17 protein-coding genes and 1 pseudogene are annotated in these 26,073 nt (G+C 70.0%); 8 read left to right on the forward strand and 10 right to left on the reverse strand.

Annotated features, from left to right (window positions below; genetic code table 11):
- Nucleotides 1-14 precede the first annotated feature (14 nt).
- The 3 genes from ACIBL4_RS23845 to ngcE are packed head-to-tail and all read right to left on the reverse strand — an operon-like array spanning nucleotide 15 to nucleotide 3,361.
- The gene (locus ACIBL4_RS23845; RefSeq protein WP_399413211.1) at nucleotides 15-938 is read right to left on the reverse strand and encodes a carbohydrate ABC transporter permease; all 924 of its coding nucleotides are present in this window, start codon (nucleotides 936-938) and stop codon (nucleotides 15-17) included.
- Entirely contained in the window at nucleotides 938-1,864 is a 927-nt protein-coding gene (locus tag ACIBL4_RS23850) for a carbohydrate ABC transporter permease (protein WP_399413213.1), read from the reverse strand. Before ACIBL4_RS23850 ends, ACIBL4_RS23845 begins: the two co-directional genes overlap by 1 nt.
- A gap of 42 nt (nucleotides 1,865-1,906) precedes the next feature.
- The gene (gene ngcE, locus ACIBL4_RS23855) at nucleotides 1,907-3,361 is read right to left on the reverse strand and encodes an N-acetylglucosamine/diacetylchitobiose ABC transporter substrate-binding protein (RefSeq protein WP_399413215.1); all 1,455 of its coding nucleotides are present in this window, start codon (nucleotides 3,359-3,361) and stop codon (nucleotides 1,907-1,909) included.
- Between the two features lie 366 nt (nucleotides 3,362-3,727).
- On the opposite strand from ngcE, the gene ACIBL4_RS23860 reads away from it, so the two are divergent.
- Nucleotides 3,728-7,525 carry a GH92 family glycosyl hydrolase gene (locus ACIBL4_RS23860; RefSeq protein WP_399413217.1) on the forward strand — a complete coding sequence of 1,266 codons (3,798 nt, stop codon included), beginning with the start codon at nucleotides 3,728-3,730 and terminating at the stop codon, nucleotides 7,523-7,525.
- A gap of 20 nt (nucleotides 7,526-7,545) precedes the next feature.
- Nucleotides 7,546-9,531, forward strand: coding sequence for an alpha-glucuronidase (locus tag ACIBL4_RS23865; protein WP_399413219.1), 1,986 nt, complete (start codon nucleotides 7,546-7,548; stop codon nucleotides 9,529-9,531).
- A 6-nt stretch (nucleotides 9,532-9,537) separates the two neighbouring features.
- On the opposite strand, the gene ACIBL4_RS23870 is transcribed toward ACIBL4_RS23865, so the two are convergent.
- The 6 genes from ACIBL4_RS23870 to ACIBL4_RS23895 are packed head-to-tail and all read right to left on the reverse strand — an operon-like array spanning nucleotide 9,538 to nucleotide 16,287.
- Nucleotides 9,538-11,544, reverse strand: a complete 2,007-nt coding sequence (locus ACIBL4_RS23870; RefSeq protein ID WP_399413221.1) for a beta-galactosidase — start codon at nucleotides 11,542-11,544, stop codon at nucleotides 9,538-9,540.
- A complete protein-coding gene (locus ACIBL4_RS23875; protein ID WP_399413223.1) occupies nucleotides 11,541-12,224 on the reverse strand; it encodes a hypothetical protein in 684 nt (227 codons plus the stop codon). The genes ACIBL4_RS23870 and ACIBL4_RS23875 overlap by 4 nt, the downstream gene beginning before the upstream one ends.
- Nucleotides 12,221-12,754, reverse strand: coding sequence for a hypothetical protein (locus ACIBL4_RS23880; protein WP_399413225.1), 534 nt, complete (start codon nucleotides 12,752-12,754; stop codon nucleotides 12,221-12,223). Before ACIBL4_RS23880 ends, ACIBL4_RS23875 begins: the two co-directional genes overlap by 4 nt.
- Nucleotides 12,751-14,406 (reverse strand): extracellular solute-binding protein, encoded by a 1,656-nt coding sequence (locus ACIBL4_RS23885; RefSeq protein ID WP_399413227.1) that lies wholly within the window; start codon nucleotides 14,404-14,406, stop codon nucleotides 12,751-12,753. Before ACIBL4_RS23885 ends, ACIBL4_RS23880 begins: the two co-directional genes overlap by 4 nt.
- Before the next feature lie 22 nt (nucleotides 14,407-14,428).
- Complete coding sequence (locus ACIBL4_RS23890) at nucleotides 14,429-15,301, reverse strand: carbohydrate ABC transporter permease (protein WP_399413229.1); 873 nt, start codon at nucleotides 15,299-15,301, stop codon at nucleotides 14,429-14,431.
- Complete coding sequence (locus tag ACIBL4_RS23895) at nucleotides 15,295-16,287, reverse strand: ABC transporter permease (RefSeq protein WP_399413231.1); 993 nt, start codon at nucleotides 16,285-16,287, stop codon at nucleotides 15,295-15,297. The genes ACIBL4_RS23890 and ACIBL4_RS23895 overlap by 7 nt, the downstream gene beginning before the upstream one ends.
- Before the next feature lie 252 nt (nucleotides 16,288-16,539).
- Between ACIBL4_RS23895 and ACIBL4_RS23900 the strand changes: the two genes are divergently transcribed.
- On the forward strand, nucleotides 16,540-17,547 hold the full coding sequence (locus tag ACIBL4_RS23900) for an acetylxylan esterase (RefSeq protein WP_399413233.1): 1,008 nt from the start codon (nucleotides 16,540-16,542) through the stop codon (nucleotides 17,545-17,547).
- Between the two features lie 180 nt (nucleotides 17,548-17,727).
- Here ACIBL4_RS23900 and ACIBL4_RS23905 read toward each other — a convergent pair whose 3' ends face one another.
- Entirely contained in the window at nucleotides 17,728-18,156 is a 429-nt protein-coding gene (locus ACIBL4_RS23905; protein WP_399413235.1) for an MmpS family transport accessory protein, read from the reverse strand.
- A 258-nt stretch (nucleotides 18,157-18,414) separates the two neighbouring features.
- Between ACIBL4_RS23905 and ACIBL4_RS23910 the strand changes: the two genes are divergently transcribed.
- The 5 genes and pseudogenes from ACIBL4_RS23910 to ACIBL4_RS23930 all read left to right on the forward strand — a co-directional run bounded on the left by ACIBL4_RS23910 (nucleotide 18,415) and on the right by ACIBL4_RS23930 (nucleotide 26,057).
- Nucleotides 18,415-19,506, forward strand: a complete 1,092-nt coding sequence (locus ACIBL4_RS23910) for a lytic polysaccharide monooxygenase (protein ID WP_399413237.1) — start codon at nucleotides 18,415-18,417, stop codon at nucleotides 19,504-19,506.
- A gap of 318 nt (nucleotides 19,507-19,824) precedes the next feature.
- Nucleotides 19,825-22,333, forward strand: a pseudogene (locus ACIBL4_RS23915) (SpoIIE family protein phosphatase); the annotation flags it as partial.
- Between the two features lie 570 nt (nucleotides 22,334-22,903).
- The gene (locus ACIBL4_RS23920; RefSeq protein WP_399413239.1) at nucleotides 22,904-23,965 is read left to right on the forward strand and encodes a substrate-binding domain-containing protein; all 1,062 of its coding nucleotides are present in this window, start codon (nucleotides 22,904-22,906) and stop codon (nucleotides 23,963-23,965) included.
- A 14-nt stretch (nucleotides 23,966-23,979) separates the two neighbouring features.
- Entirely contained in the window at nucleotides 23,980-24,759 is a 780-nt protein-coding gene (locus ACIBL4_RS23925) for an ATP-binding cassette domain-containing protein (RefSeq protein WP_399413241.1), read from the forward strand.
- Nucleotides 24,750-26,057, forward strand: coding sequence for a sugar ABC transporter permease (locus tag ACIBL4_RS23930; protein ID WP_399413513.1), 1,308 nt, complete (start codon nucleotides 24,750-24,752; stop codon nucleotides 26,055-26,057). Before ACIBL4_RS23925 ends, ACIBL4_RS23930 begins: the two co-directional genes overlap by 10 nt.
- The last annotated feature ends 16 nt before the right edge of the window (nucleotides 26,058-26,073 follow it).

Below are 26,073 nucleotides of genomic sequence, written 5' to 3' on the forward strand. Positions count from 1 at the left end.
GCCGTCGGCAGCGGCTACTTCAGTGCCCCCGCCGTCAAGCCCTGGACCACCTGGCGCTGGAAGATGATGTACGCCGCGAGGACCGGGAGCATGGCCATCACCAAGCCCGCGAAGAGGCCCGACCAGTCGCCCTTGTAGCCCTGGCTGACCGCCAGCTGGACCAGGCCCTGGGTGAGCACGCGCTTGTCGGGGTCGGTGTTCAGGACCGTGGGCAGCATGTACTGGTTCCACTGGCCGAGGAAGTTGAAGATGCCGACGCTGACCAGGCCCGGCTTGGCCATCGGCAGCATGATCTGGAAGAACGTACGGCTGTGCGAGGCGCCGTCGACGAAGGCCGCTTCGGCGATCGACGTCGGCAGGGTGCGGAAGAACGCCGTCAGGAAGAAGACCGTGAAGGGGAGCGAGTAGGCGATGTAGACGAGGATCAGGCCGTGGATGGTGTTCAGCAGGCCCATGTTGTTCACGACGTAGAACAGCGGGACCAGCGCCAGCATGATCGGGAAGCTCATGCCGCCGATGAACAGGTAGTAGATGAAGCGGTTGCCCGGGAAGTCGAACCGGGCCAGGACGTAGGCCGCCATGGAGCCGAGGACGAGCGTGCCGATGAGCGAACCGCCGACCACGAGGACCGTGTTGAGGAAGTAGTCGCTCATGTTGGCCTCGGTCCACGCCCGCGACCAGTTGTCGAAGTGCAGCGTGTCCGGCAGCGACCAGGGCGAGGAGAAGATCGAGCGGTCGTCCTTGAAGGACGTCATGACGGCCCAGAGCAGCGGCATCACGACCATGAACGCCCAGATGACGAGGATGCCGTGGGAGAAGGCGTTGAGGACCGTGCCCTCTTTCTTCTCCTTCGGCGGTCGGCCCGGCGGGAGATCGGCCTTGGTGACGGGCGCGCCGGACTCGGCCGGCACGGGCGCGGGGGACTCCGTCGTCTTCATCAGTACTCCAGCCGCTCGCGACGGCCCAGCCGCATCACCACGGCGGCGAAGGCCAGCGTGACGACGAGCAGGGCGACACCGATGGTGGTGGCGTAGGCGGCCTGCCCGTCACGGAACGCCTTCTGGTACACGTACAGGACCATGACGGTGGTCGAGTAGTCGGGACCGCCCGGCCCGGTCGTCATGATCTGCACGACCGCGAACGACTCGGCGCCCAGGGCGAGGATGCCCATGTAGACCCAGCCCGACTGCACGGTGTCCCACAGCAGGGGCAGGGTGATACGGAAGAACGTGGTGAAGCGGCTCGCGCCGTCCAGCAGGGCCGCCTCGTACATCTCCCCGGGGATGGAGGCCATGCCGGCGGAGAAGAGGACCACGAAGAAGCCGACCGTGGACCAGACGAGGACCGCCATCACGGCCCACAGCGCGAGGTCGGGGTCGCCGAGCCACAGGGGCTGGATGTCGCCGAGTCCGATGCCGCGCAGGACCGAGTTGATCGCGCCGCTGTCCGGGTTGTACGCGAACGCGAACAGCAGCGCGACGATGGCGATCGAGAGGACCTGGGGGAAGAAATAGACGATTTTGTAGAAGGAGGAGCCGCGGACGCCGGAGATGACCGGGCCGTTCTTTCTCTTTCTGCCGCCCACGTTGATCATGAAGGCGAAGAACAGCGCGAGGCTGATCGTCACCACCGGCAGCAGGAGGGCGAACAGCAGGCTGTGCTGCAACGACTTCCAGAAGATCTCGTCGTCGAGCATGCGGCTGTAGTTGTCGAACCCGACCATCTTGAATTCGGGACTCAGGCCGGTCCAGTCCGTGAACGAGTAGTAGATGGACTGGATGAACGGCCAGATCACGAAGAGCGCGTACAGTCCCAGGGGCAGCGCGAGGAAGCCCACGATGAACCGGTACTTGCCGTGCTGCATCGCCACTCCGGTGCCGTTGCGGAAATTGGGTTTCCGGTGCCGTTACTGGTGCTTGTAGTGCTTGACCGAGTCGTCCTTGGCGGTCTCGTCGGCGAAGTTCTGGATCTTTTTGATGGCCTCGGCCGGGGTGAGGCGGCCGGCCATCATCTCGCCGAGGCCGGAGACACCGATCTTCTCCTTCTGCAACTGCACGTACCAGTCCTGAAGGCGGGGGTTCACCACGTTCTCGCCGGCCTTCTCCAGCGCCGCGACGCCCGACTTGAGGCCGGGGGTGAGGGCGATGCCGTCGGTGCCGCCGTTGTACGCGGTCAGCGACTTCACCTTGCTGGTGAAGTTCTTCGAGGAGGCCTCGCTGAGCATGATGCGCAGCTGCTCCATGCCGCCCTCGGCGTTCTTCGCCTTCGCCGGGACGATGAAGGGCTCGCCGCCGGAGGCCCAGATGGTGCCGAAGGGCATCTTGTCGGAGGAGTCGAGGCCGGTGGGCGCGGAGACGGCCAGGTCGAAGTCCTTGGGGATGACCTTCGCCGACTCGTTCTCCACCCAGGAGCCGTTCGGGATGAACAGTGCCTTGCCCTCGGCCCAGGCGGTCTGCGACTGGATGTGGTCCAGGCCCGGCGTGCCCTTGAGGATGTAGCCCTTCTTGTAGAGCTCGTAGTACGCGTCGAAGCAGGCCTTGACGGCCGGGTGCTTCCAGGCGTTCGGCTCCAGGTTGTCGATGGCGTCGAGGACTTCGCGGCCGCCTACCTTGCCGATCATCGGGTAGAGCGAGAAGGGGAGGTAGTACGGGTATTTGCCCGCGTATGTCCAGCCCGCCATGCCCTTTTTCTTGGCCTTCTCGCAGATCGCGAGCATCTGGTCCCAGGTCTCGGGGTACTGCTCGTCGAGCGAGTCCAGGGCCTTCTGCGAGTACCAGACGCCGTAGACCGTGTAGGCGTAGTAGAGGATCCAGACCTTCTCGCCGTCGAACTGGCCCATCTCGACGATGCCGGGGCGCAGCGTGTCGCGGACCTTCTTGTTCGGGTCGTCGTAGGAGGGCGCGTCCAGCAGTGGGGTGAGGTCGGTGAGCTGGTTCTTGCCGACGAGGACGCCCATGTCCATCTGCTCGGCGCCGGAGTTGTCGATGAGGTCCGGCGGGGTGCCCTGGTTGAAGCGGGGCTGGAGGGTGGACTGGATCTTCTGGGTGGCGGAGAACTTCACCTTCGCCTTGGGGAAGTTCTTCTCGTAGATCTTCACGGCGTCCTCGGCGTACTCCTTGCCGAAACCGCCGTCGAACAGGACGAATTCCATGCCCGCGGTGTCATTGACACCGAGCGGGTTCTTCGCGGTCTTCTTGCCGGCCTTGGCCTTGTCCCCGCTGTCGTCGCCGCCGCTGCTGGCGCAGGCGGACAGGAAGCTCATCGTGGGGACGGAGATCAGCCCGAGCGCGGCGGACCTTTTGATCAGATCACGGCGGCCGACACCCTCGGTGCCGCGGTTCTCGGCGGAAGTGGATCCCATGCTCAAGTCCTCGCCTTCTCCAGGACTCAGGCGGTGAACCGGATCCTTCCGGCACCGCGTTCGGGTCAAGCTGGGTCGTGCAGGAAGTACGGGTGGTGACGTGCGGATCGTGTGAAGCGTGCGACAGGTATAGTCCACTTCCCGCCAGCGGATCAAGATCGAACACAGGGTTGGCCATGGGTCTTATCCGAGTTGAGACCTGGCGGAAAGTCAGGCGCTCCGTCTGTTTCTCGGCGGAAATATTCCGATCATCACCCCCGAATGCCACAAGCAACACCCTTGACACTCCGTGATACTTGGGCAACTACTGGTCCTTGCGCATCGAAGTTGACAACGTTGTCCACTGCGCAGGGAGGGTACCCGTTGATGCAACGGAAAGCTCGGCACAGATGGGGTACGGCGGTCGTGTCGGCGACCGCCTTCGCTGTGACCCTGGGATCCCAGGGCGTTGCGGTCGCACTGCCCGAAGCCCCCGAGAAGACCGACCGGAGGTTCTCGTCCTCGTTCGAAGCGGACGACCCGGTTCCGGACTGGGTGAACACCGTGGACACCGGCCCCGGCGGCGGCAAACGCGCCTCGGGTGTCGACGGCGGCTACAGCAGCGGTATACCGGGCAATGTGACCGACCACGTCACCGACGTCCGCGCCAGCGCCGAGAACACGGGCGGGGGCGAGGTGAAGGAGAACCTCGCCGACGGGGAGCCGAGCACCAAGTGGCTCACCTTCGAGCCCACCGGCTGGGTGGAGTTCGACCTGGACAAGCCGGTCAAACTGGTGCGATACGCACTGACATCGGCCAACGACCACGACGAGCGCGACCCGAAGGACTGGACCCTGAAGGGCTCCGCCGACGGCAAGGAGTGGAAGACGCTCGACTCCCGCTCCGGGGAGTCCTTCTCCGAACGGTTCCAGACGAAGACGTACGACGTGGCGGAACCCGCCGAGTACCGGTACTTACGGCTCGACGTCACCGGCAACCACGGCGGTGACCTCCTCCAGCTCGCCGACGTGCAGTTCTCCACCGGCGGCGGCGACGGGCCCGTTCCGCAGGACATGCTCTCCCTCGTCGACCGCGGCCCGAGCGGCTCCCCCACCGCCAAGGCGGGCGCCGGGTTCACCGGAAAGCGCGCCCTGCGGTACGCCGGCCGGCACACCGCCGACGGGCGGGCCTACTCGTACAACAAGGTCTTCGACGTGAACGTGGCCGTCGACCGGAACACGCGGCTGGCCTATCGCGTCTTCCCGTCGATGGCGGACGGCGACCTCGACTACGACGCGACGAACGTCTCCGTCGACCTCGCCTTCACCGACGGCACCCACCTGAGCGACCTGGGGGCGACGGACCAGCACGGTTTTCGGCTGACCCCGCGGGGGCAGGGCGCGGCGAAGATCCTCTACGTCAACCAGTGGAACAACGTGGCGTCGCGGATCGGGTCGGTGGCGGCCGGGAAGACCGTGGACCGGATCCTGGTGGCGTACGACTCGCCGAAGGGCCCGGCGAGGTTCCGGGGCTGGCTGGACGACGTGACCATCGAGTCCGTCGCCCCCGAGCGGCCGAAGGCGCATCTGTCCGACTACGCGGTGACGACGCGCGGCACCAACTCCAGCGGCGGCTTCTCGCGCGGCAACAACTTCCCGGCGACGGCGGTGCCGCACGGCTTCAACTTCTGGACGCCGGTGACCAACGCGGGTTCGCTCAGCTGGCTGTACGACTACGCACGTGCGAACAACGCGGAGAACCTGCCGACGATCCAGGCGTTCAGCGCGAGCCACGAGCCGAGCCCCTGGATGGGTGACCGGCAGACCTTCCAGGTGATGCCGTCGGCCGCCTCCGGCACCCCGGACACCGGCCGGGAGGCCCGGGAGCTGGCCTTCCGGCACGAGAACGAGACCGCGCGGCCGTACTACTACGGGGTGCGGTTCGAGAACGGCCTGAAGGCCGAGATGGCTCCGACCGACCACGCGGCGGCCCTGCGCTTCACCTACCCGGGTGACGACGCGAGCGTCCTCTTCGACAACGTGACGGACCAGGCGGGGCTGACTCTCGACAAGGAGAACGGGGTCGTCACCGGCTACTCGGACGTGCAGTCCGGGCTGTCGACGGGCGCGACCCGGCTGTTCGTCTACGGGAAGTTCGACAAGCCGGTGACCGAGGGCTCGTCGTCCGGCGTGAAGGGCCACCTCCGCTTCGAGGCCGATGACCGGACCGTCACCCTGCGCCTGGCGACCTCGCTCATCAGCGTCGACCAGGCGAAGGACAACCTCCGCCAGGAGATCCCGCACGGCACCTCCTTCGAGGCGGTGAAGCGGAGCGCGCAGCGGCAGTGGGACCGGCTGCTCGGCAAGGTGGAGGTCGGAGGCGCCACCCCCGACCAGCTGACGACGCTGTACTCCAGCCTGTACCGGCTGTACCTGTACCCGAACTCCGGTTTCGAGAAGGTGGGTGGGAAGGACCGGTACGCCTCGCCCTTCTCCCCCATGCCGAACCCGGACACCCCGACGCACACCGGCGCGAAGATCGTCGACGGCGAGGTGTACGTCAACAACGGCTTCTGGGACACCTACCGGACGACCTGGCCGGCGTACTCGTTCCTGACGCCGAGCAGGGCGGGTGAGCTGGTAGACGGTTTCGTGCAGCAGTACAAGGACGGCGGCTGGACCTCACGCTGGTCCTCCCCCGGCTACGCGGACCTCATGACCGGCACCTCCTCGGACGTGGCGTTCGCGGACGCCTACGTCAAGGGTGTCGACTTCGACGCGAAGGCGGCGTACGAGGCGGCCGTGAAGAACGCGACGGTCGTGCCCCCGAGCTCGGGCGTCGGCCGCAAGGGCATGGCCACCTCCCCCTTCCGCGGTTACACGAGCACCGAGACCCACGAGGGCCTGTCCTGGGCACTGGAGGGCTACCTCAACGACTACGGCATCTCCCGCATGGGCCGGAAGCTGTACGAGGAGACCGGCGAGCGGCGCTACAAGGAGGAGTCGGAGTACTTCCTTGACCGCGCCCGGGACTATGTGAACCTCTTCGATCCGAAGGCCGGTTTCTTCCAGGGCCGCGACGCCAAGGGCGACTGGCGGGTCGAGTCGTCGGAGTACGACCCGCGGGTGTGGGGCCACGACTACACCGAGACCAACGGCTGGGGGTACGCGTTCACCGCCCCGCAGGACAGTCGAGGCCTGGCCAATCTGTACGGCGGCCGTAAGGGTCTCGCCGACAAGCTCGACGCGTACTTCTCCACGCCCGAGACGGCCTCCCCCGAGTTCGTCGGCTCGTACGGCGGTGTCATCCACGAGATGACCGAGGCGCGGGACGTGCGGATGGGCATGTACGGGCACTCCAACCAGGTCGCCCACCACGCCATCTACATGTACGACGCGGCCGGGCAGCCCTGGAAGGCGCAGGAGAAGGTCCGCGAGGTGCTGTCCCGGCTCTACACCGGCAGCGAGATCGGCCAGGGGTACCACGGCGACGAGGACAACGGTGAACAGTCGGCCTGGTACCTGTTCTCCGCGCTCGGCTTCTACCCGCTGGTGATGGGCAGCGGCGAGTACGCGATCGGCTCCCCGCTGTTCAGGAAGGCGACCGTGCATCTGGAGAACGGGCGCGAGCTGGTGGTGAAGGCACCGGAGAACGGCGCGCGGAACGTGTACGTGCAGGGTCTGAAGGTCAACGGCCGGACGTGGACGAAGACCTCGCTCCCCCACTCGCTGGTCGCCAGGGGCGGTGTCCTGGAGTTCGACATGGGTCCGCGGCCGTCGTCGTGGGGCACGGGCAAGCACGCGGCGCCGGTGTCGATCACTCAGGACGACGAGGTGCCGACGCCCCGGGCGGACGTGCTCGACGGTGAGGGAGCCCTGTTCGACGACACGTCGGCGACGGACACGGCTGTGACGTCCGTGGACCTGCCGGTCCCCGAGCGCGCCGAGGCCGTCCAGTACACGCTGACGTCGTCGGCGGACCGGACGAAGACACCGAGCGGCTGGACGCTCCAGGGGTCCTCCGACGGCACGACCTGGCGGACGCTGGACCGGCGCTCCGGGGAGTCCTTCGCCTGGGACAGACAGACACGCGCGTTCAGCGTGAGGTCGCCGGGTACGTACGAGAAGTACCGCCTGGTCCTCGACGGCGAGGGCACGCTGGCGGAGGTCGAACTGCTCGCCTGAGCAGCCGAGTTGGGGGTCTCATGCCGCTTCCCGTGCCCGTCCTGCCCGAGGGGGTCGACCCGGCCTGGCTACCGCCCGCCGCCTTCCGTGCGGTCGGCGGCCGGCGGACGCTGATCCGTGGCTCGGGGCCGCTGGTGGAGACGGTGCACGGGGAGGTGGCGGAGGCCTGCCGGCGGTTCGGGGGCCGGGTCGTGCGCGACGCCCAGCCGAGCGAGGCCGCGTACGACCTGGTCTTCGACCTCGGTGTCGAAGGCCTCGGCGACGAGGGCTTCACCTGTGCGCGTGAGAGCGGCACGACGGCCGTCACCGCCTCCGGCGGGCGGGGGCTGCTGTACGGCCTGTTCCACGTCGTGCGCCTGGGCGAGGCGGCCTTCGCCGGTGCGTGGGCGCCGGAGACGCATCGCCCCGCGCTCGCCCTGCGCATGCTCGACCACTGGGACAACGTCGCCGTGCACCCGGTCATGGGCCAGGTGGAGCGCGGGTACGCGGGCGGCTCGCTGTTCTGGGAGGACGGGCGGGCGCGCGGCGACCTGGAGCGGGTGCGGGCGTACGGCAGGCTGCTCGCGGCGTGCGGGATCAACGCGGTCGCCGTCAACAACGTCAACGTGCACGAGACCGAGGCGCACCTGCTGACCGACCGGATCGACGAAGTCGCCGCGATCGCCGACGTGTTGCGGCCCTATGGGATCCGCACCCACCTGTCCGTGTCCTTCGCCGCGCCGGTGGTGCTCGGCGGGCTGTCCACGGCCGATCCGCTGGACGAGGCGGTGCGGAGTTGGTGGGCCACGGCGACACGAGGGGTGTACGAGGCGATCCCCGACTTCGGCGGGTACGTGGTGAAGGCCGACTCGGAGGGTCAGCCGGGCCCGTTCGCCTACGGCCGCAGTCACGCGGACGGAGCGAACATGCTGGCCGCGGCTGTGGAACAGTACGGCGGTACCGTGCACTGGCGGGCGTTCGTCTACGACCACCGGCAGGACTGGCGGGACCGTACGACGGACCGGGCCCGGGCCGCCTACGACCACTTCGTGCCGCTGGACGGCGAGTTCGCGCCGAACGCCGTGCTCCAGGTGAAGCACGGGCCGATGGACTTCCAGGTGCGCGAGCCGGTCTCGCCGCTGATCGGCGCGATGCCGCGCACCCGGCTTGCGGTGGAGTTGCAGGTCACCCAGGAGTACACCGGGCAGCAGCGGCACGTCTGCTGGCTGGGGCCGATGTGGAGCGAGGTACTGCGGTTCCGGCACGAACCGGAGTCGTCCGTGGGGGAACGGGCGCGGGGCGGGCTGGTCGCGGTGTCCAACGCCGGCGACGATCCGTTCTGGACGGGGCATCCCCTCGCCCAGGCCAACCTGTACAGCTTCGGACGGCTGGCCTGGCGACCGGACGCCGAGCCGCGTGAGGTGCTCGACGAGTGGATCGGGCTGACCTTCCCCGAGGCCCCGGAGCGCCTGTCGGACGGGCTGCACGCGGTGCTCGACGGCTCGTGGCGGACGTACGAGAAGTACACCGCTCCGCTCGGCGTGGGCTGGATGGTGCAGCCGGGCCATCACTACGGGCCGAGCGTCGACGGGTACGAGTACAGCCCGTGGGGCACCTACCACTTCGCCGACCGGGACGGCATCGGCGTCGACCGCAGCGTGGCGAGCGGGACCGGGTACGCCGGGCAGTACGCCGAGCCGTGGGCCGGGCTGTACGAGTCGCCCGACACCTGCCCCGACGAGCTGCTGCTGTTCTTCCACCATGTGCCGTACGGGCATCCGCTGAAGAGCGGGAAGACCGTGATCCAGCACATCTACGACACGCACTTCGAGGGGGTGGAGGAGGTCGAGGAGGCCCGTCGCGTGTGGGCGGGCCTGGCGGACCTGGTCGAGCCGGCGCGGCACGCGCGGGTGGCGGAGCGGTACGAGGAGCAGCTCCGCGGTGCCCGTGAGTGGCGCGACCAGATCAACAGCTACTTCTTCCGCAAGTCGGGGGTGCGGGACACGCGGGGGCGGCAGATCTACTGAAGGACTTTATTGAAGGATCGCGACGCCCAGGGGGTCGAGGACCAAGGGGTCGCCCTGGTCCACCCGTTTGCCGGTGAGCAGGTCGGTGGTCGTGGCGTGGGCAGTCAGACGGGCCGGTTCGGGGGCGTGGTTGAGGAGGAAGAGGAGGGGTGTGCCGTCGGGGGTGACACGGGTGGCGGCCTCCACCGCGGGGTGGTCGGCGTAGGGGCCGAGCAGGTCGTGGCGGGCCAGGACGCGGCGGACGATCCGGTCGACGCCCGGTTGGTCGAGGGCGGTGGCGACGTACCAGGCCTCGCCGTCGCCGAAGCGGTTACGGGTCACGGCCGGGGTGCCGGCGTAGAAGTCGGTGCCGTAGGTGGCGACCGGTTCGGCGCCGCGTGGCAGCACGAGCTCGAAGACGAGCCGTGCCTCGGCCCGCAGTTCGGGGATGGGCTGGGTGAACTCCGCTGTGCGGGCGTCCCATTCGTCCACGCGGACGCCCATCAGCGGCGCGAGCGGGCCGGGGACGTCGGTGAGGAAGGTGCGGTCGTGTGTGTCGACGCGGCCGGAGAGGAAGGTGGCCAGGACCGTGCCGCCGCGTGCGGCGACTTCTTCGAGGCGGGTGGCGAGGTCGCCCTTGATCATGTGGAGGGCGGGGGCGAGCACCACGTCGTAGGGGCTGAGGTCGGCGGTCTGCGGGATCACGTCCACATCGGCTCCGGCCTCGCGGGCGGCGCGATAGTAGGCGTGGACCACGTCCGGGTACTTGACCAGCCGGGACGGGCCGTCGGAGATCTCCAGGGCCCACCAGCTGTCCCAGTCGAAGAGCAGGGCGGTGCGGGCCGGGGTGCGGGCACCGAGGGTCCGGTCACCCAGGGACTCCAACTCCCTTCCCAGCTCGACGACTTCACGGAAGACGCGGGTGTCGTCGCGGCCCGCGTGGCCGATGACGGCTCCGTGGTACTTCTCGCAGGCGCCCCGTGAGGCGCGCATCTGGAAGTAGAGGGCGGCGTCCGCGCCGTGGGCGATGGCCTGGAAGGTGGCGAGGCGGAGTTCGCCGGGCCGCCGGAGCGGGTTGACGTCACGGCAGGCGGTGGTGGACGGCGTCTGCTCCATCAGCCAGAAGGGGGCGCCGTCCTTCAGGCCGCGCATCAGGTCGTGGGCAAGGGCGGGCCGGGTCGGCGGGGCGTCCAGGGGCGGGTAGTTGTCCCAGGAGGCGAAGTCGAGGTGCGGCGCCCAGCGGTGGTAGTCGAGGGGGCGAAAGGTGCCCATGAAGTTGGTGGTGACGGGGGTGTCCTGGTCGTGGGCGCGGATCACCTCCTTCTCGGCCAGGAAGCAGCCGAGGAGGGCGTCGGTGGTGAAGCGGTAGTAGTCGAGCGTGATGCCCTGGAAGGCGGTGTGGTCGGGGCCGCGCCAGTGTTCGGTGAGGGCGCTGGGCGGCTCGATCTGGTCCCAGGCGGAGTAGCGGTGTGACCAGAAGGTGGTCCACCAGGCGTCGTTGAGGGCGTCGAGGGTGCCGTGCCGGTCGCGGAGCCACTCCCGGAACGCCTCAGCGCACAGCTCGCAGTAGCAGGCGCCCCCGTACTCGTTGTTGACGTGCCAGGCGAGCAGGGCGGGGTGGTGGGCGTACCGCTCGGCGAGGCGGGAGGCCAGCGCGGTGGCGTGCTCGCGGTACGCCGGTGAGCTGGGGCAGAAGTTGTGGCGCTGGCCGTAGCGGTGGCGGCGGCCCTCGAAGTCGGTGCGGTTGACCTCGGGGTGCCGCTTGGCGAGCCAGGGCGGGAGGGCGGCGGTGCCGGTGGCCAGGCAGACCTGGCGTTCCTCGGCGGCGGCCCGGTCCAGGATGCGGTCCAGGACAGTGAAGTCGTAGGTGTCCGGGGCCGGTTGGGTGAGGGACCAGGTGAACACGCCGACGGTGAGGGTGTCGATGCCGGCCCGGGTGAACAGGCGGTGGTCGTCGTCCCGGACGGCTTCGGGCCACTGCTCGGGGTTGTAGTCACCGCCGTAGGGGATCTTCGGCGTGCGGGGCGCGGTCATACCGTGAAGTCCTCCTGGGTCTCAGTGATCACCGTGCGGCTGCCGTGCAGCAGGGACAGCAGCAGCGGGGCGGCCAGCAGGGCGGGCAGGGCCTCGGTCAGCAGGGCGGTCATCGCTGCCGCCAGGACGAGCAGGGAGGCGGCGGCGAGGGTGGCGCGGACGTGCCGGACCAGGAAGTACCCGGCGAGGCGGGCGGTGTCCCGGGCGCGGAAGGCGAACAGCGAGGTGAGGACGAGGGCGTGCGCGCCCCATAGGAGGGAGCCGGCGCCGATCGCCGCGAGCAGCAGGGCCCACCAGGCGGGCAGGCCGGTGGCGGAGAAGTGGGTCAGGGTGAAGGCGATGACCGTCAGCCAGGCCAGCAGCGGTGCCCACAGCTTCAGCGCCGGTACGGCGTTGAGCCGCCAGCCGCGCAGGAAGGCGCGGGCCGGACGCAGCTCGGTGAGGTCGCGGCTGCGGTGGTGGAGGGCGTAGAGCGCGGCGGACTGGGCCGGGCCGAGGGGCAGCAGGCACAGGGCCGCGAGGGGGAGGTTGGCCGGGTCGGGGCCGAGCAGGAGCAGTCCGGCCAGGCCCGGGGAGGCGGCGAGGAGCAGCAGCGCCTCGACGGTGAGGAGGGTGTGGATCAGGGCGGAGGCGCGGGAGAGGGCTCCGGTGCCGAAGTCGGAACTGCGTACGGTGCTCATGCCGCCTTCCGGCCGGATGGGCGCCGCTCGTCCCACCGGGGCGGGATCTCGTCGGCGACCGGGGCGAGCGTGAGCTCGACGAGGGTGTCCTCATGACGGCTCGGGATCAGGGGCAGGTCGGCGCGGCCGGCGCTGGCAGCCGGTTGCCGGCGCGTGCGCGCAGGCTCGGCGGAGTCCTGGAGGTCGCGGCGCCTTGCCGGACCGACGGGCGCGGCGGCAGCGGCCGGCCACCGACGGGGGCGCGCAGGCTCGGCCCAGACCTCACCGCCACCGCACCGGGCCGGACCGACGAGGGCGACAGCAGCGGCCGGCCACCGACAGGGGCGCGCAGGCTCGGCCCAGACCTCACCGCCACCGCACCGGGCCGGACCGACGGGCGCGGCGGCAGCGGCCGGCCACCGACGGGGGCGCGCAGGCTCGGTCGAGACCTGGACGCCGCGGCGCAGGGCGAGGTCGGGGTGGCCGGTGCCGGCACGGTGTCGCCGGGACTCGGTCAGCCGACCGGTCGGCGCGGCGGGGCGGCGGATCACCCGTTCTCCTTCTTGAACCGCTCGTAGGCCTTGTTGTGCAGGTCGACGAACTGCTGCATGTTCTTCGCCTTCAGCTCGGTGACGTACGCGTCCCAGTCGGACAGCGGGCGCTCACCGAGGGCGAACTTGAGGGTGTTCTGGGTGACGTGGTCCCTCAGGGGCGTCTCCCACAGGGAGGCCTGCTCCTGCTCGAAGGACTGCAACGGGTGGGCCGGGGCGATGGGCGTCTGCTCGCGCTGGGCCATGACGTCCTGGAACTTCTTCTCGTCCGGGCCGAACATGGAGGAGACGAGCTCCCAGCTGCCGCCGTAGGCGAAGACGCCGTTGTAGAAGCCGTAGTCCTTCTGCAGGTCCTTCGGGGCGTCCGGGTCGGAACCCATGAGGCTGATGCCGTCCTTGACCCGGTACTGGCCACCGGAGCGGGTGTAAGTAACGCCCTCGACGCCCCACCGCGCGAACCGCTGGCCCTCGTCCGAGTACCAGAGCCAGTCCACGAACTGCATCATCGCGACGAAACTGTCGCTCTTCAGCGCCTTGCTCGAGATCATGACGCCGTTCTCCAGCCGGGCGCCGCCCATCACCACCGGGCCGGCGGGCCCCAGCGGCACCGGGATCATCTCGATCTTCGCGCCCTTGACCTGCTTCTGCAGGTTGTACCGGTATTCCTGCACCAGTACCTGCGGGTTGGCGCTGATCGCGAACGACTTCTCGGCCAGCAGCTTCTGTGCGGCCTCGTCGTCGGTCTGGGTGAAGCTCTCCGGGTCCACCAGCTTCTCGGCGACCAGCATCCGCACGTACTCGATCATCTGCCGGAAGGCGTCCGTCGCTCCGGTGAAAGCGAACGTCTGCGCCTGCGCGTCCCAGCTGATGTTGTCGTACGTCCATCCGGCCCGGACGCCGTATGCCTGGCCGAGGTAGCTGAAGAGGGCGGCGGCCGGGTAGGGCGTGTTCTTGCTCCAGCGGTCGGAGAAGGGGTAGCGGTCCGGGTACTCCTCCTTGATGGCCTTGAAGACCTCGTGCACCTCCTCCCAGGTGCCGGGCCGGCTCAGCCCGAGCCGGTCGAGAACATCCGTGCGCAGCGCCAGCGAGTAGCCGGACCTGACCCGTTCGTGCAGGCCGGGCAGCAGGTAGAACTTGCCGTCGGACTGACGGATGGAGTCGATCTCCGGCTCCAGCTTCCACTTCTTGACCTTGTCCCGGAAGTTCGGCATCAGGTGCACGTAGTCGCTGACCGGGAGGACCGCGCCCGACGACACGAACGCGACCTCCGAGGGGTGGTACGTCTTGGGAATCAGGAACGGGGCGTCGCCCGAGCCGATCAGGACGCTTCTCTTCTTCTCGTAGTCGACCAGGGGGACGGCCACGGGCTCCAGGGTGATCCCGGTGCGCTTGGTCAGCTCCTTCCAGAACAGCCAGTCGTTCTTCATCGGATAGACCGGGTTGTTGTTGTGCAGCACGGAGAAGGACAACGGCTTCGCCGCCTTGAACTGCTGGCCGGCCCGGTACTCCTTCATGGCGCCGTCTCTCTTCTTCGACAGGTCCTTGGAGTCCCCGCCGTCGTCACCGCTGCCACAGCCGGTGACGGTGGCGAGGCCGATGAAACCGGCGGCGGCGAGGATCTGGCGCCGCGACAGCTGTCCTGCGTTCTTCACGGATGACACGGAAACTCCCTTGTTAACCCTTGACCGCGCCGAGCATCACGCCCGAGACGAAGTAGCGCTGGACGAACGGGTACACGCAGAGAATGGGCAGCGAGGTCAGCACGATGGTGACCGCCTGGATGTTGGCCCCGACCTGGCTGAGCTGTGCGTCGGCGGCACCGGCGTTGCCGCCCGTGGTGGCGCCGGAGATGAGGTTGCGCAGATAGACGGTGACCGGCATGAGATCGGACTTGTCCAGGTAGAGGAAGGCGCTGAACCAGGAGTTCCAGAAGGACACCGAGTAGAACAGCACCATCGTCGCGACGACCGCCTTGGACAGCGGCAGGACGATCCGGAGCAGGATGCCGTACGTACTGAGACCGTCGATCTGCGCGGCCTCCTCCAGTTCGGTCGGCAGGCTCTCGAAGAAGGCCTTCATGACCAGGAGGTTGAAGACGCTGATCGCATTCGGCAGGGCGATCGCCCACACGCTGTTCTTCAGACCGAGGTTGGTGACCAGGACGTAGTTGGGGATCAGACCGCCGGTGAAGAACATGGTGAACACGGCGACGCCGACGAGCAGACCGCGGCCCTTGAGCTGCTTCTTCGACAGCACATAGGCGTAACAGGTCGTCAGCACCATGGCCACGGCCGTCGCCACAACCGTGTAGAGCACGGTGTTGCCGTAGTTCCGCCAGAACATCGAGTCCTGGAACACGATCTCGTACGTGGTGAGGTTGAACCCCTTGGGCAGCAGGGTCACCTCACCGGCCCGGATCTGCCGCTCCCCGCTGAAGGACCGGGCGAGGATGTTGACGAAGGGGTACAGGGTCACGAGCACGACGAGGGTGAGCACCACCCCGTTGACGCCCTGGAAGACCCGGTAGGAACGACTCGGCTTCACCACAGGCTCGTCCCCACTGCGCGGCGCGAGAGCTGGTTCGCGGACGTGATGAGGACCAGGCCGATGATCGCCTCGAACAGTCCGATGGCGGCGGCGTAGCTGAAGCTGTTGGACTCCACACCGGCCCGGTAGACGTACGTCGAGATCACGTCGGCGGTCGGGTACGTCAGCGGGTTGTACAGCAGCAGGACCTTCTCGAAGCCGACCGCCATGAACGTGCCGATGTTGAGGATCAGCAGCGTGACCATGGTGGGCCGGATGCCGGGCAGGGTGACGTGCCAGATCTGCTGCCAGCGGTTGGCGCCGTCGATGCGCGCGGCCTCGTACAGGTCCTCGTCGATCGTGGTGAGCGCGGCGAGGTAGAGGATCGTGCCCCAGCCGGCGGTCTGCCAGATCTCCGAGCCGACGTAGATCGTGCGGAACCACTCGGGTTCCTGGATGAAGCGGATCGGTTCGTGGCCGAACCAGCCGAGCATGTGGTTGACGGGGCCGTCACTGGCCAGCATCTGCATCGTGATGCCCGCGACGATCACGATCGACAGGAAGTGCGGAAGGTACGACACCGACTGCACGAACCGCTTCAGGGAGCGCCGGCGCACCTCGTTGAGCAGCAGCGCCAGCACGATGGGGACCGGGAAGCAGAACAGCAGCGTGAGCCCGCCGATCCACAGGGTGTTGCGGAACACCTGCCAGAAGGTGGGGTCGTTGAGGAACATCTGCACATAGCGCAGCCCCACCCACTCCTCGCCGAAGATCGACCCGCCAGGCTCGAAACGCCGGAAGGCGATGACGTTGCCGATCATCGGCAGGTAGCGGAAGACCAGGAAGAACAGCAGGGGCAGGACCGCCAGCGAGTACAACTGCCAGTCGCGGCGCAGCGCCCGCCGCCAGCCGGTCCGGGCGGGGGCCCGCTTCCCGCGTCGGGGTGCGGCTCTGGCCGGAGGCGGATCCTCGGTGCCCGGCGGGGCCGATGTGGTGGACGTGCTCATTGCTCGGGCCTCCCGTGGGCATGGGACGCGGAACCGAAACTTTCGAGCTCTTACCGGTAACTTCGCGGCAACTTAAGGGCAGCAGAAAGCGCTGTCAATGGGGGCGACGGCAGTCGGCTGGGGCGTCTGTGCCGCGTTGGAATCGCATCGAACCTGGGTAGCACCCCAGGGACCTGCCACCCCGTTGTCCTCGCAAGTTTCTGAATGAACACCGACTCCTGCGACGACCACCGACTCCTGCGAGGTGCCGCTGTGCCCGCGTTCGACCTGCCACTGACGGAACTGGAGCGCCATCGCCCGGACATCGGGGAGCCCGCCGACTTCGACGCGTTCTGGCTGCGCACCCTGAAGGAGGCCGGCCAGGGGGACCCGCTGGTGTCGGTGCGGCCGGTGGAGACGGGGCTTCGGCTGATCCGGACCTGGGACGTGACGTTCCGGGGTTTCGCGGGCAACCCGGTGCGCGCCTGGTTCAGCAGACCCGCCGCGGTGGACGAACCCCTGCCCGCCGTCGTGGAGTTCGCCGGGTACGGGCGCGGCCGCGGTCTCCCCCACGAACGCCTCACCTGGGTCAACGCCGGGTACGCGCACCTGCTCATGGACAACCGCGGCCAGGGCGACGAGTACGGGTGCGGCGGTGACACGCCCGATCCGCACGCCACCGCGCCGGGCGGGCCCGGCCCGGCGGTGCGCGGCCTGCTCTCACCCGAGGACTACCACTACCGCCGTCTGATCACGGACGCGGTCCGCGCGGTCACGGCGGTACGGGAACTGCCCGGCGTCGACCCCGCGCGGACCGTCGCCGCCGGCAACAGCCAGGGCGGCGGACTGGCCCTGGCGGTCGCGGGGCTCGTCCCGGACCTGGCGGCGCTGCTCGTCACCGCCCCGCTGCTGTGCGGCATCCGCCGCGCGCTCGACCTCACGGACGTGGGACCGTACGGGGAGATCGCGTCCTACCTCGCCGTCCATCGGGGCGCCGAGCACGACGCCTACCGCACGCTGTCCTACGTCGAGGGCGTCTCCTTCGCCCGACGCGCGCAGGCCCCGGCTCACTTCGGCGTGGGGCTGCGGGACACGGTGTGCCCGCCGAGCGGGGCGTACGCGGCGTTCAACCGCTATGCCGAGCTGACGGGCACGGCTGCTCCCCGCAAGGAGATCCACGCGTATCCGTTCAACGGGCACGAGGGGGGTGACGCGGTGCAGGTGAGGCGTCAACTGGGATGGGTGCGGGAGGTGTTGGGCGGCCCGGAGGGATGGCTGTAGGGGTTCGCGGTCATCGTCCGGTCATCGGTCGGTCACCGTTCGGGGTGCGTCGGCCTTAGGTCCGGCCGGAACTCGGCTCATGACCCGGAAGTCCGGCCGGGACTCGCCTCGTCGACTTGCGGTCCGGCCGGGACTCCGGGTGCGGGACGCCGGGGCCACCCAGGGCCCTCGCGACTCGGGCTACTTTCCGATCGGGGACTCCGCGGTGCAGCCGCCGGCGGTCACCAGACCGTCGGCGCTCTGCTCCTCGAGCACCTTGCCCTTGTGGATGATCTTGCAGGTGACCTGGGCGCCTTCGGGATCGGCGGCGACCGGCATGACCGCCGCGGGCATGATGCCGCGCAACGTGACCGTCTTCTTCCAGGGCAGTTCGGGCTTCGACACCGACTCGATCTTCGGCTCCATGGCCTTGCCGCCACCGCCGTGGAACTCGATCGAGTCGACGTTCTTGCCGGTGACCTCGTAGGTGACCTCGTACGTCTCGTCCACCGCCTTGTCGACCTGGTCGACCGCCTCGGAGCAGGAGCTGAGACCGAGCGCGAGACCGGCGGCGGCGACGGCGCAGACGGCGGCACGGATGGTGCGGTTCGCATGGACGGTGCGGTTCAAAGGGATCCCCCCGGATCATGAAAGGCCGGACCGGCAGCCAACCGTGAAGGGGAAGCAAAGTCAACTTCACACAATCCGACGCCGGTTGGTCTGCGCCGCAGCCGTAGACAATCGCGCGGTACGGCGCTAACTTCCGCAGCAGCGGGGTGGGAGCGCTCCCATAACGGTGGACCGGAACCCGCCCTCGAGTGCCCCCACCCCGCGCATCCGCGTACACGCATCCACAGGCCCGTACCTCGAGGAACGGACGATGCTGTCATGATCCTGACAAGAAACGCGGGGGGATCCCCCACGCCCCGATCAGCGCTCTCCGCCCGGGCCAGAGCCCTCTTCCTGGTCCTGCTCTCCCTCCTCGTCACCGTTCCGGCCCTCGGCCTGGTCATGTCGGCCGGTGGCGAGGCGGAGGCGCACGGCACGCCCATGAAGCCCGGCAGCCGTACCTTCCTGTGCTGGCAGGACGGTCTGACCGACACCGGCGAGATCAAGCCGGTCAACCCGGCGTGCCGGGCCGCGCAGCAGGTCAGCGGCACCACGCCGTTCTACAACTGGTTCTCGGTGCTGCGCTCGGACGGCGCCGGCCGCACCCGGGGCTTCGTACCGGACGGCGAGCTGTGCAGCGGCGGCAACACCAACTTCACCGGGTTCAACACGCCCAGCAAGGACTGGCCGCTCACCCACCTCACCTCGGGCGCGACGGTCGACTTCTCGTACAACGCCTGGGCGGCGCACCCGGGCTGGTTCTACGTCTACATCACCAAGGACGGCTTCGACCCGACGAAGACCCTCACCTGGAACGACATGGAGGAGCGGCCGTTCCTGAGCGTCGACCACCCGCCGCTGAACGGCTCCCCGGGCACGGTCGAGGCCAACTACGCCTGGACCGGCAAGCTCCCCGAGGGCAAGTCGGGCCGCCACATCATCTACATGGTCTGGCAGCGCTCCGACAGCCAGGAGACCTTCTACTCCTGCTCGGACGTCGTCTTCGACGGCGGCAAAGGCGAGGTGACCGGCATCAAGCAGCCGGGAACCCCGTCCGAGCCGGTTCCCGGCACCTGCACGGCCACCCGCAAGACGACCGGCAGCTGGAACGGCGGCTACCAGTCCGAGGTGACCGTCACCAACACCGGCACCGTCCCGATGCTCGGCTGGATGGTCGACTGGACGCTGCCGTCGGGCCAGAAGATCGAGAGCTTGTGGAGCGGCAACGCCACCTACAACGGCCAGTCGGTGATGGTCCACAACGCCGGCTGGAACGGCTCCCTCGCTCCGGGCAGGAGCGCGACGTTCGGGTACACCGTCTCGGGCTCGGGCGGTGACAGTACGACGAGCCTGCCCTGCCGGGTCGGCTGAACCACCACTGCGGGCGGGCCCGGTGGACGTCGGTCACCGGGCCCGTTCGCTGCAGCAGGCTGCTCACGCTTCCCGTGGCTCATCAGCCGGTCTCCTGGTCCGGGAGCGGCCCGTCGCCCTGGGCGGCGCCGTCCCCTGGCCGGTCCTCCGGCCGATCCCCTGCCTCATCCCATATGTCGCTGTTATCCAGGTGTGCGATTCTGTTGTGAGGGTGTCCTGCCGCTCACGTGGGCGTGGATCCGCCGCGTCGTCGTCGCCTGAGTTCCGGGGACTCCCACCTGCCGGTGGCCGCGGCATGGACGGGAGGTGGATGCGGACATGCCCCATCACGGCGACGCCCGGGCCGCGGTTCCCGGTCTTCGGGCGCCGGGGAACGGGGGCGCCGGTTCGCCTCGCCCCACGCCGGAGTCCGCCGCGCGGGAGCGGGTCCTGGCGTTCGCCGGAGTGGCGATGGCGGCGGTGTACGTACGGAGCGAGGACGGAGCGGAGCTCCAGCTGGTGGAGTCCGCCGGTGCCGAGCCGGAGCGGTACGGGCTGCCGGGCAGGGTGCGGCACGGCGGGGGCACCTCGCCCACCCCGGCGCCTGGCTATGCGGCGGTGTCCGGGGACAGCGGGTCCGCCGTGGTCGAGGCCTTCCGGAGCGGCCGGCCGCTGTGGCTCGCGGGCCGGCAGGAGGGCGGGGCCACGGGCGCGCCGCTCGGGGCGGTGCCGCTGGGCTCCGCCGGCGGGTGGATGGGATGCCTGGCCGTGGCGGGAGAGTCCGGGGAGGGGTTCGGCGCCGAGCAGCGGGAGTTCCTGGAGCGGTACGCCGAGGCGGTCTCCGGGCGGCTCCGGGGAGAGGCCGACCGGTCCGCCCCCTCCCCCCTGCTGGATTCCGCGCTGCGTGCCCTGGGGGTGGGGTCCTTCGCCCTGACACCCGGCACCGGGCTGGTCGAGACCGACCCGGCCCTGCTCGAACTGGTCGGCATCCCCGAGGGCGGCTTCGACGGCAAGACCGACACCCTGCTCTCGTACAGCCTCCCGGAGGACGTCCCTGCGCTGCTGTCGGTCATCGAACCCTCTCCGCAGACCCCCGGGCGCCGGGAACTGGAGTTCCGGACCCGCCGGGCCACCGGTGAACTGTGCTGGCTGCGCCTGAGCTGCCGGGTGCTGAAGGGGCCCGACGGCGCCCCGGAGCGGGTGCTGGGCGTGGTGACCGCTGCCCCGGTGCTGCGGCGGAGCGCCAGCGACGTCGCCCGGATCCAGTGGCTGACGGCCGCGCTCGACGACGCCACGACCGTCCGGGACGTCAGCCGCGTGGTGGTCGCCGCGCTGCGCGAGCCGCTGGGCGCCGACCGGGTGGCGCTCGCCGAGCTGCTGGAGGACCGGCTGGCGGTCACCGTGCTCGATCCGCCGGGTGCCGGTGCCTGGCCGGAACTGTGGCGTTCCGAGTGGCGCTCGGAGTGGCCCGACGCGCCGGTCACGGCCCTGCCCACGCTCCATACCGCGTTGCGGGACGGGCGCATGAGCCTGTGGCCGGCGGGTACCGCGCTGGAACCCGGGCTCGCGGGGATCGGCCCCGGCGGGCTCGCGGTGCTGCCGCTGCCGGCGAAGAGCCGGGTGGCCGGGGTGTGCCTGGTCGGCTGGGACGCGCCGCACGAGTTCGCGCCCGAGGAGCGGGCCCTGCTGACGGCGACCGCGGGGCTCGTGGGGCAGGCCCTGATCCGCGCGCACGCCTACGACGCCGAGCAGGAACTCGCGACGATGCTGCAGCGCAGCCTGCTGCCGCGCCGTCTCCCCCAGCTGCCCGGCGGCATCGCCGTGGCCCGCTATCTGCCCGCCCGGCGCGGGCTCCAGGTGGGCGGCGACTGGTACGACGTGATCGCCCTGTCGGAGGGGAAGGTCGCCCTGGTCATCGGGGATGTGCAGGGGCACAGTGCCGGGGCCGCGACGATCATGGGCCAGATGCGCACGGCGGTCCGGGCCTACGCGGTGGAGGGTCATCCGCCGGACGTGGTCGTCGCGCACGCCAACCGGCTGCTCGTCGGCATGGAGACCGACCTGTTCGCCACGTGCTGCTATGCCGAGCTGGACATGGAGGAGGGCAACGCGCTGTTCGTGCGGGCCGGGCATCTGTCCCCGCTGGTGCGTCATCCCGACGGCGGCACGGAGGAGATCGCGGTCGAGGGCGGGCTTCCGCTGGGCGTGCTGGAGGACGCGGAGTTCCCGCTGACGGCGCTGGCGCTGGCGCCCGGCTCGGTGCTCGCGCTGGTGACGGACGGCCTGGTCGAGTCGGCCGAACTGGACCTGGACGAGGGCATGCGGATCGTGCGCGAGCTGCTCGCCGCGGCGGACCCCGCCGACCCGGGACGGATGGCCGACGACCTGCTGGGCGAGGCCGGGCGCCGGGAGGACGACGTGGCGTTGCTGCTGCTGCGCTACGACGGGATGCGGGTACGGCCGGTGCGGGCGGGCTGGGTGGTGTGGCGGCTGCCGGACGCGGTCATGCACGCCCGCCGGTTCAGCGCGCGCACGCTGCGGTCGTGGGGCGTGGTGGACGAGGCCGACACCGTGCTGCTGGTGGTGTCGGAACTGGTGACCAACGCGCTGGTGCACACGCAGGGCGCGCTCCGGCTGGACCTGACCCTGGCCGCGGATCGGCTGCGGGTGACCGTGAGCGACTCCTCGCCGCGGGCGCCGGCCAAACCGGTGGTCGTCGACTGGGAGTCGACCGGCGGCCGTGGGCTCTTCCTGGTCGAGGCGCTGTCGGCGGCGTGGGGCTCGGTGCCGGTCGGCGGCGGCAAGCAGGTGTGGAGCGAGATCGTCGTGTCCCGCCCGGAGGCGGACGGCGAACCGGAAGCGGAACCGGCGCCGGAGGCGGAGCCGGCGATCGTGCCGACGGAGGCACCACAGCCGCCCCGGGACCGGGGCTGGGGCGGCCGAAGCCGAGACTGGGTCATGGGCCGAACCCGCGACCGAAGCGGAGGCACCAGGGGCTCAGGCCGAAGCCGGAACCGGGACCGGGACCGGGACCGAGTCCGCGACCGCGATCAGGACCCGGGCGAGAGCAGCGCCCCGGACAGCCACGACGACCGGGCCCAGGACCGAAACCGGAACCCGGGCGAAGGCCAGACCACCGGATCGGGGCGGAACCGGGACCGTGCCCGCGATCAGGACCCGGGCGAGGGCAGCGCCCCGGACACCAACGATGCCCGGGGCCACGACCGCAACCCGAACCCGAACGGAGCCCAGCTCCCGGACAGCAACCGAGCCCAGCACCCGGACCGCGATCAGGCCCAAAGCCAGGACGGACGCCTGGACACCATCGCGAACCAGGGCCAAGCCCTGGGCCGGGATGCCGCCGAGGACGACGCCGGATCCAGGAGGGAGGGACGGGATGAGGGGCCGTAGGTGGCGAATGGGGGCCGGGCTCGTCGCGGCCGTCATGGCGGTGGCGCTGGCCGGCTGCAGCGAGGACGGCGGCCAGGGCGGGGGCGCGTTCACCGTCGGGCTGCTGCTGCCGAGCCGCGCGGTGCCCCGCTGGGAGCAGTCCGACAAGCCCATGATCGAGAGGCGGGTGAAGGAGCTGTGCCCCGACTGCCGGGTCCTGTACGCCAACGCGGAGAACGACGCGGCGAGCCAGCGGCAGCAGATGAACTCCATGATCACCCGGGGTGTGGCCGCCCTGATCCTTGACGTCGTCGATCCCAAGGCGCTGCGCTCGTCGGTCCGCGCGGCCGACAGCGCGGGCATCCCGGTCGTCGCCTACGACCGGCTCGCCGAAGGCCCGATCTCGGGTTTCGTCAGTTTCGACGGCGACCGGGTCGGCAGACTCCAGGGCGAGGGACTGCTGAAGGGCATGGGTGCCAGGGCCGACGGCGGCGGCGTCGTCATGGTGAACGGCGACCCCTCCAGTCCCAACGCCGCCTGGTACGAGGACGGGGCCCGGTCCGTGCTCCAGGACAAGGTGCGGGTCCTCAAGTCGTACAACACCCTGGGCTGGCGCACGGAGAACGCGCACGACCACATGTCCGCCGCGATCAGCGCCCTTGGCCCGAGCCAGATCGACGGCGTGCTCGCGGCCAACGACTCGATCGCCGCCGGTGCCATCGCGGCGCTCAAGAGCGCCCGTGTCTCGCCGCTGCCCCCGGTCACCGGCCAGGACGCCGACCTCGACGCCGTGCGGCGCATCGTCAAGGGCGAGCAGTACATGACCGTCTACAAGCCCTTCCGGCAGGAGACCGAGGCGGCCTCCGCCATGGCCGTCGCCCTGGCGCGCGGCAACGACGTCGACGCCCTCGTCACGACGACCGTGGACAGCCCCACCACCCCGGACGTCCCGGCGGTGCTGCTCGACCCGGTCTCCGTGACGGCCGAGTCCATCGGGCAGACGCTCGTCCGGGACGGCGTCTACACGATCGACCAGATCTGCATCCCTAAGCTCGAATCGGCCTGCGACCGGATCGGGCTCACCCGGTGAGGGAGGTGATCCCCGTGGCCCATCCGCCCGTACTGGCGTTGCGCGGCATCTCCAAGCGGTTCGGTGGCGTGCAGGCGCTCGTGGACGTCGATCTCCAGGTCCGGGCCGGTGAGGTCGTGGCCCTGGCGGGCGACAACGGCGCCGGCAAGTCCACGCTGATCAAGGTGATCTCGGGCGTCAGCCCCGCCGACCGGGGCGTCATCGAGTGGGAGGGGCACCTGGTGCAGATCAAACGCCCCCACGACGCCCACGCCCTGGGCATCGCGACCGTATACCAGGACCTCGCCATGTGCGACAACCTCGACGTCGTGGGCAATCTCTTCCTCGGCCGGGAGATCGACCGGGTGGGCATCCTCGACGAGGTGGAGATGGAACGCCGGGCCCGCGACCTGATGCGGACCCTGTCGATCCGTATCCCCGACGTGCGGATGCCGGTCGCGGCGCTGTCCGCCGGGCAGCGGCAGGCCGTCGCGATCTCCCGCTCGCTCATGGGCGCGCCCAAGGTCCTGCTGCTCGACGAGCCCACCGCCGCCCTGGGCGTCGAGCAGACCAGCCATCTGCTCGACCTCATCGAGGAGGTGCGCGACCGCGGTATGGCGATCATCCTCATCAGCCACAACATGGGCGACATCAAGGCCGTCGCGGACCGGGTCGCCGTGCTGCGCCTCGGCCGCAACAACGGTCTGTTCGACGTGAGCACCGTGACGCAGGAGCAGATCATCTCGTCCGTCACCGGGGCGGCGGACAACGCCGTGGCACATCGCACGAAGGGCGACGAGGAGGCCTGGCCGTGACCGGGGGCGGGCCGCACCGCGGCGGCGGGCCGACCGCGCCGGGCGGTGGCGCCGGGACGCCGGTCGAGTCCGGCCGTCCGCCGCGCACCGGCGGCTGGTCCGGCACGCTGCGGCGCTACGCCCTGGAGATGCGCGGCAGTGTGCGGGACGGCGAGCGCGGGCCGCTCCTGGTGATCGCCGGGCTGATCGTGATCTGGTGCCTCTTCCAGGGGCTGGACGACAACTTCCTCTCGCCGCGGAACCTGTCCAACATCAGCGTGGACATCGTCGGGACCGGCCTCGTCGCCGTCGGCATCGTGTTCGTGCTGCTGATCCGGGAGATCGATCTGTCGGTCGGTTCGGTCAGCGGCCTGGCGGGTGCCGTGTTCGCCGTGCTGAACGTGAACCACGGGATGCCGGAGGGGCTCGCGGTGCTCGTCGCGATCGCCGGGGGCATGGCGGTGGGCGCCTTCCACGGGTTCTTCTTCGCCTGGCTCGGCGTGCCCGCGTTCGTCGTGACCCTCGCGGGGCTGCTGATCTGGAACGGCCTGACGCTCGACCTGCTGGGCGCGAGCGGCACGATCAACATCGACGAGGAGGGTCTGGTCGCCTCCCTGACCAGCCGGCACTTCGGGGACGACATCGCGGCCTACGCGGTGGCGGCGCTCGGTACGGCCGGGTACGTCCTGGCCGCCCACCACAAGCGTGCCCGGCACCGGGCCGCCGGGATGCCGTACCGGCCGCCGGTCGAGATCTGGGTGCGCACCGGTGTCCTCGCGGCGCTCGCCTTCAGCGCCGCCTACACGCTGAACCGGTTCCAGGGGCTGCCGCTGGCGCTGCTGATCTTCCTGGTGGTTCTCGTCGTCTCGGACTACGTGCTGCGCCGAACGCGGTACGGGCGGCGGGTGTACGCGCTCGGCGGCGGGGTCGAGGCGGCGCGCCGGGCGGGCATCTCGGTGGAGCGGGTGCGGGTCGCGATGTTCATGGTGTCGGGGACGCTGGCCGCGATCGGCGGGCTGTTCGTGGCCTCGGGCCTGACCTCGGCGAGCCCCACGACGGCGCGGGCGGCCGGCTCCGGGATGCTGCTGATCAACGCGATCGCGGCGGCGGTCATCGGCGGTACGAGCCTGTTCGGCGGCCGTGGCTCGCCCTGGTCCGTGCTGCTCGGTGTGCTGGTCATCCAGTCGGTCGCCTCCGGCATGGGGCTCCTGGGGGTGGAGGACGCCGTGCAGTTCATGATCACGGGTGGGGTGCTGCTGGCCGCCGTCGCGGCCGACGCGCTCTCCAGACGCGCGGCGGCCCGACGGGGCCGTTCCTGAGTAATACATTTGTCCC

The sequence above is a fragment of the Streptomyces sp. NPDC050416 genome (genome assembly GCF_044458845.1).
Taxonomy (GTDB): domain Bacteria; phylum Actinomycetota; class Actinomycetes; order Streptomycetales; family Streptomycetaceae; genus Streptomyces.

Excerpts from the sequence above, each read along its gene's own strand:
- ACIBL4_RS23845 (WP_399413211.1), bottom strand. The coding sequence starts at position 938 with ATGAAGACGACGGAGTCCCCCGCGCCCGTGCCGGCCGAGTCCGGCGCG.
- ACIBL4_RS23850 (WP_399413213.1), bottom strand. The coding sequence starts at position 1,864 with ATGCAGCACGGCAAGTACCGGTTCATCGTGGGCTTCCTCGCGCTGCCC.
- ngcE (WP_399413215.1), bottom strand. The coding sequence starts at position 3,361 with ATGGGATCCACTTCCGCCGAGAACCGCGGCACCGAGGGTGTCGGCCGC.
- ACIBL4_RS23860 (WP_399413217.1), top strand. The coding sequence starts at position 3,728 with ATGCAACGGAAAGCTCGGCACAGATGGGGTACGGCGGTCGTGTCGGCG.
- ACIBL4_RS23865 (WP_399413219.1), top strand. The coding sequence starts at position 7,546 with ATGCCGCTTCCCGTGCCCGTCCTGCCCGAGGGGGTCGACCCGGCCTGG.
- ACIBL4_RS23870 (WP_399413221.1), bottom strand. The coding sequence starts at position 11,544 with ATGACCGCGCCCCGCACGCCGAAGATCCCCTACGGCGGTGACTACAAC.
- ACIBL4_RS23875 (WP_399413223.1), bottom strand. The coding sequence starts at position 12,224 with ATGAGCACCGTACGCAGTTCCGACTTCGGCACCGGAGCCCTCTCCCGC.
- ACIBL4_RS23895 (WP_399413231.1), bottom strand. The coding sequence starts at position 16,287 with ATGAGCACGTCCACCACATCGGCCCCGCCGGGCACCGAGGATCCGCCT.
- ACIBL4_RS23910 (WP_399413237.1), top strand. The coding sequence starts at position 18,415 with ATGATCCTGACAAGAAACGCGGGGGGATCCCCCACGCCCCGATCAGCG.
- ACIBL4_RS23920 (WP_399413239.1), top strand. The coding sequence starts at position 22,904 with ATGGGGGCCGGGCTCGTCGCGGCCGTCATGGCGGTGGCGCTGGCCGGC.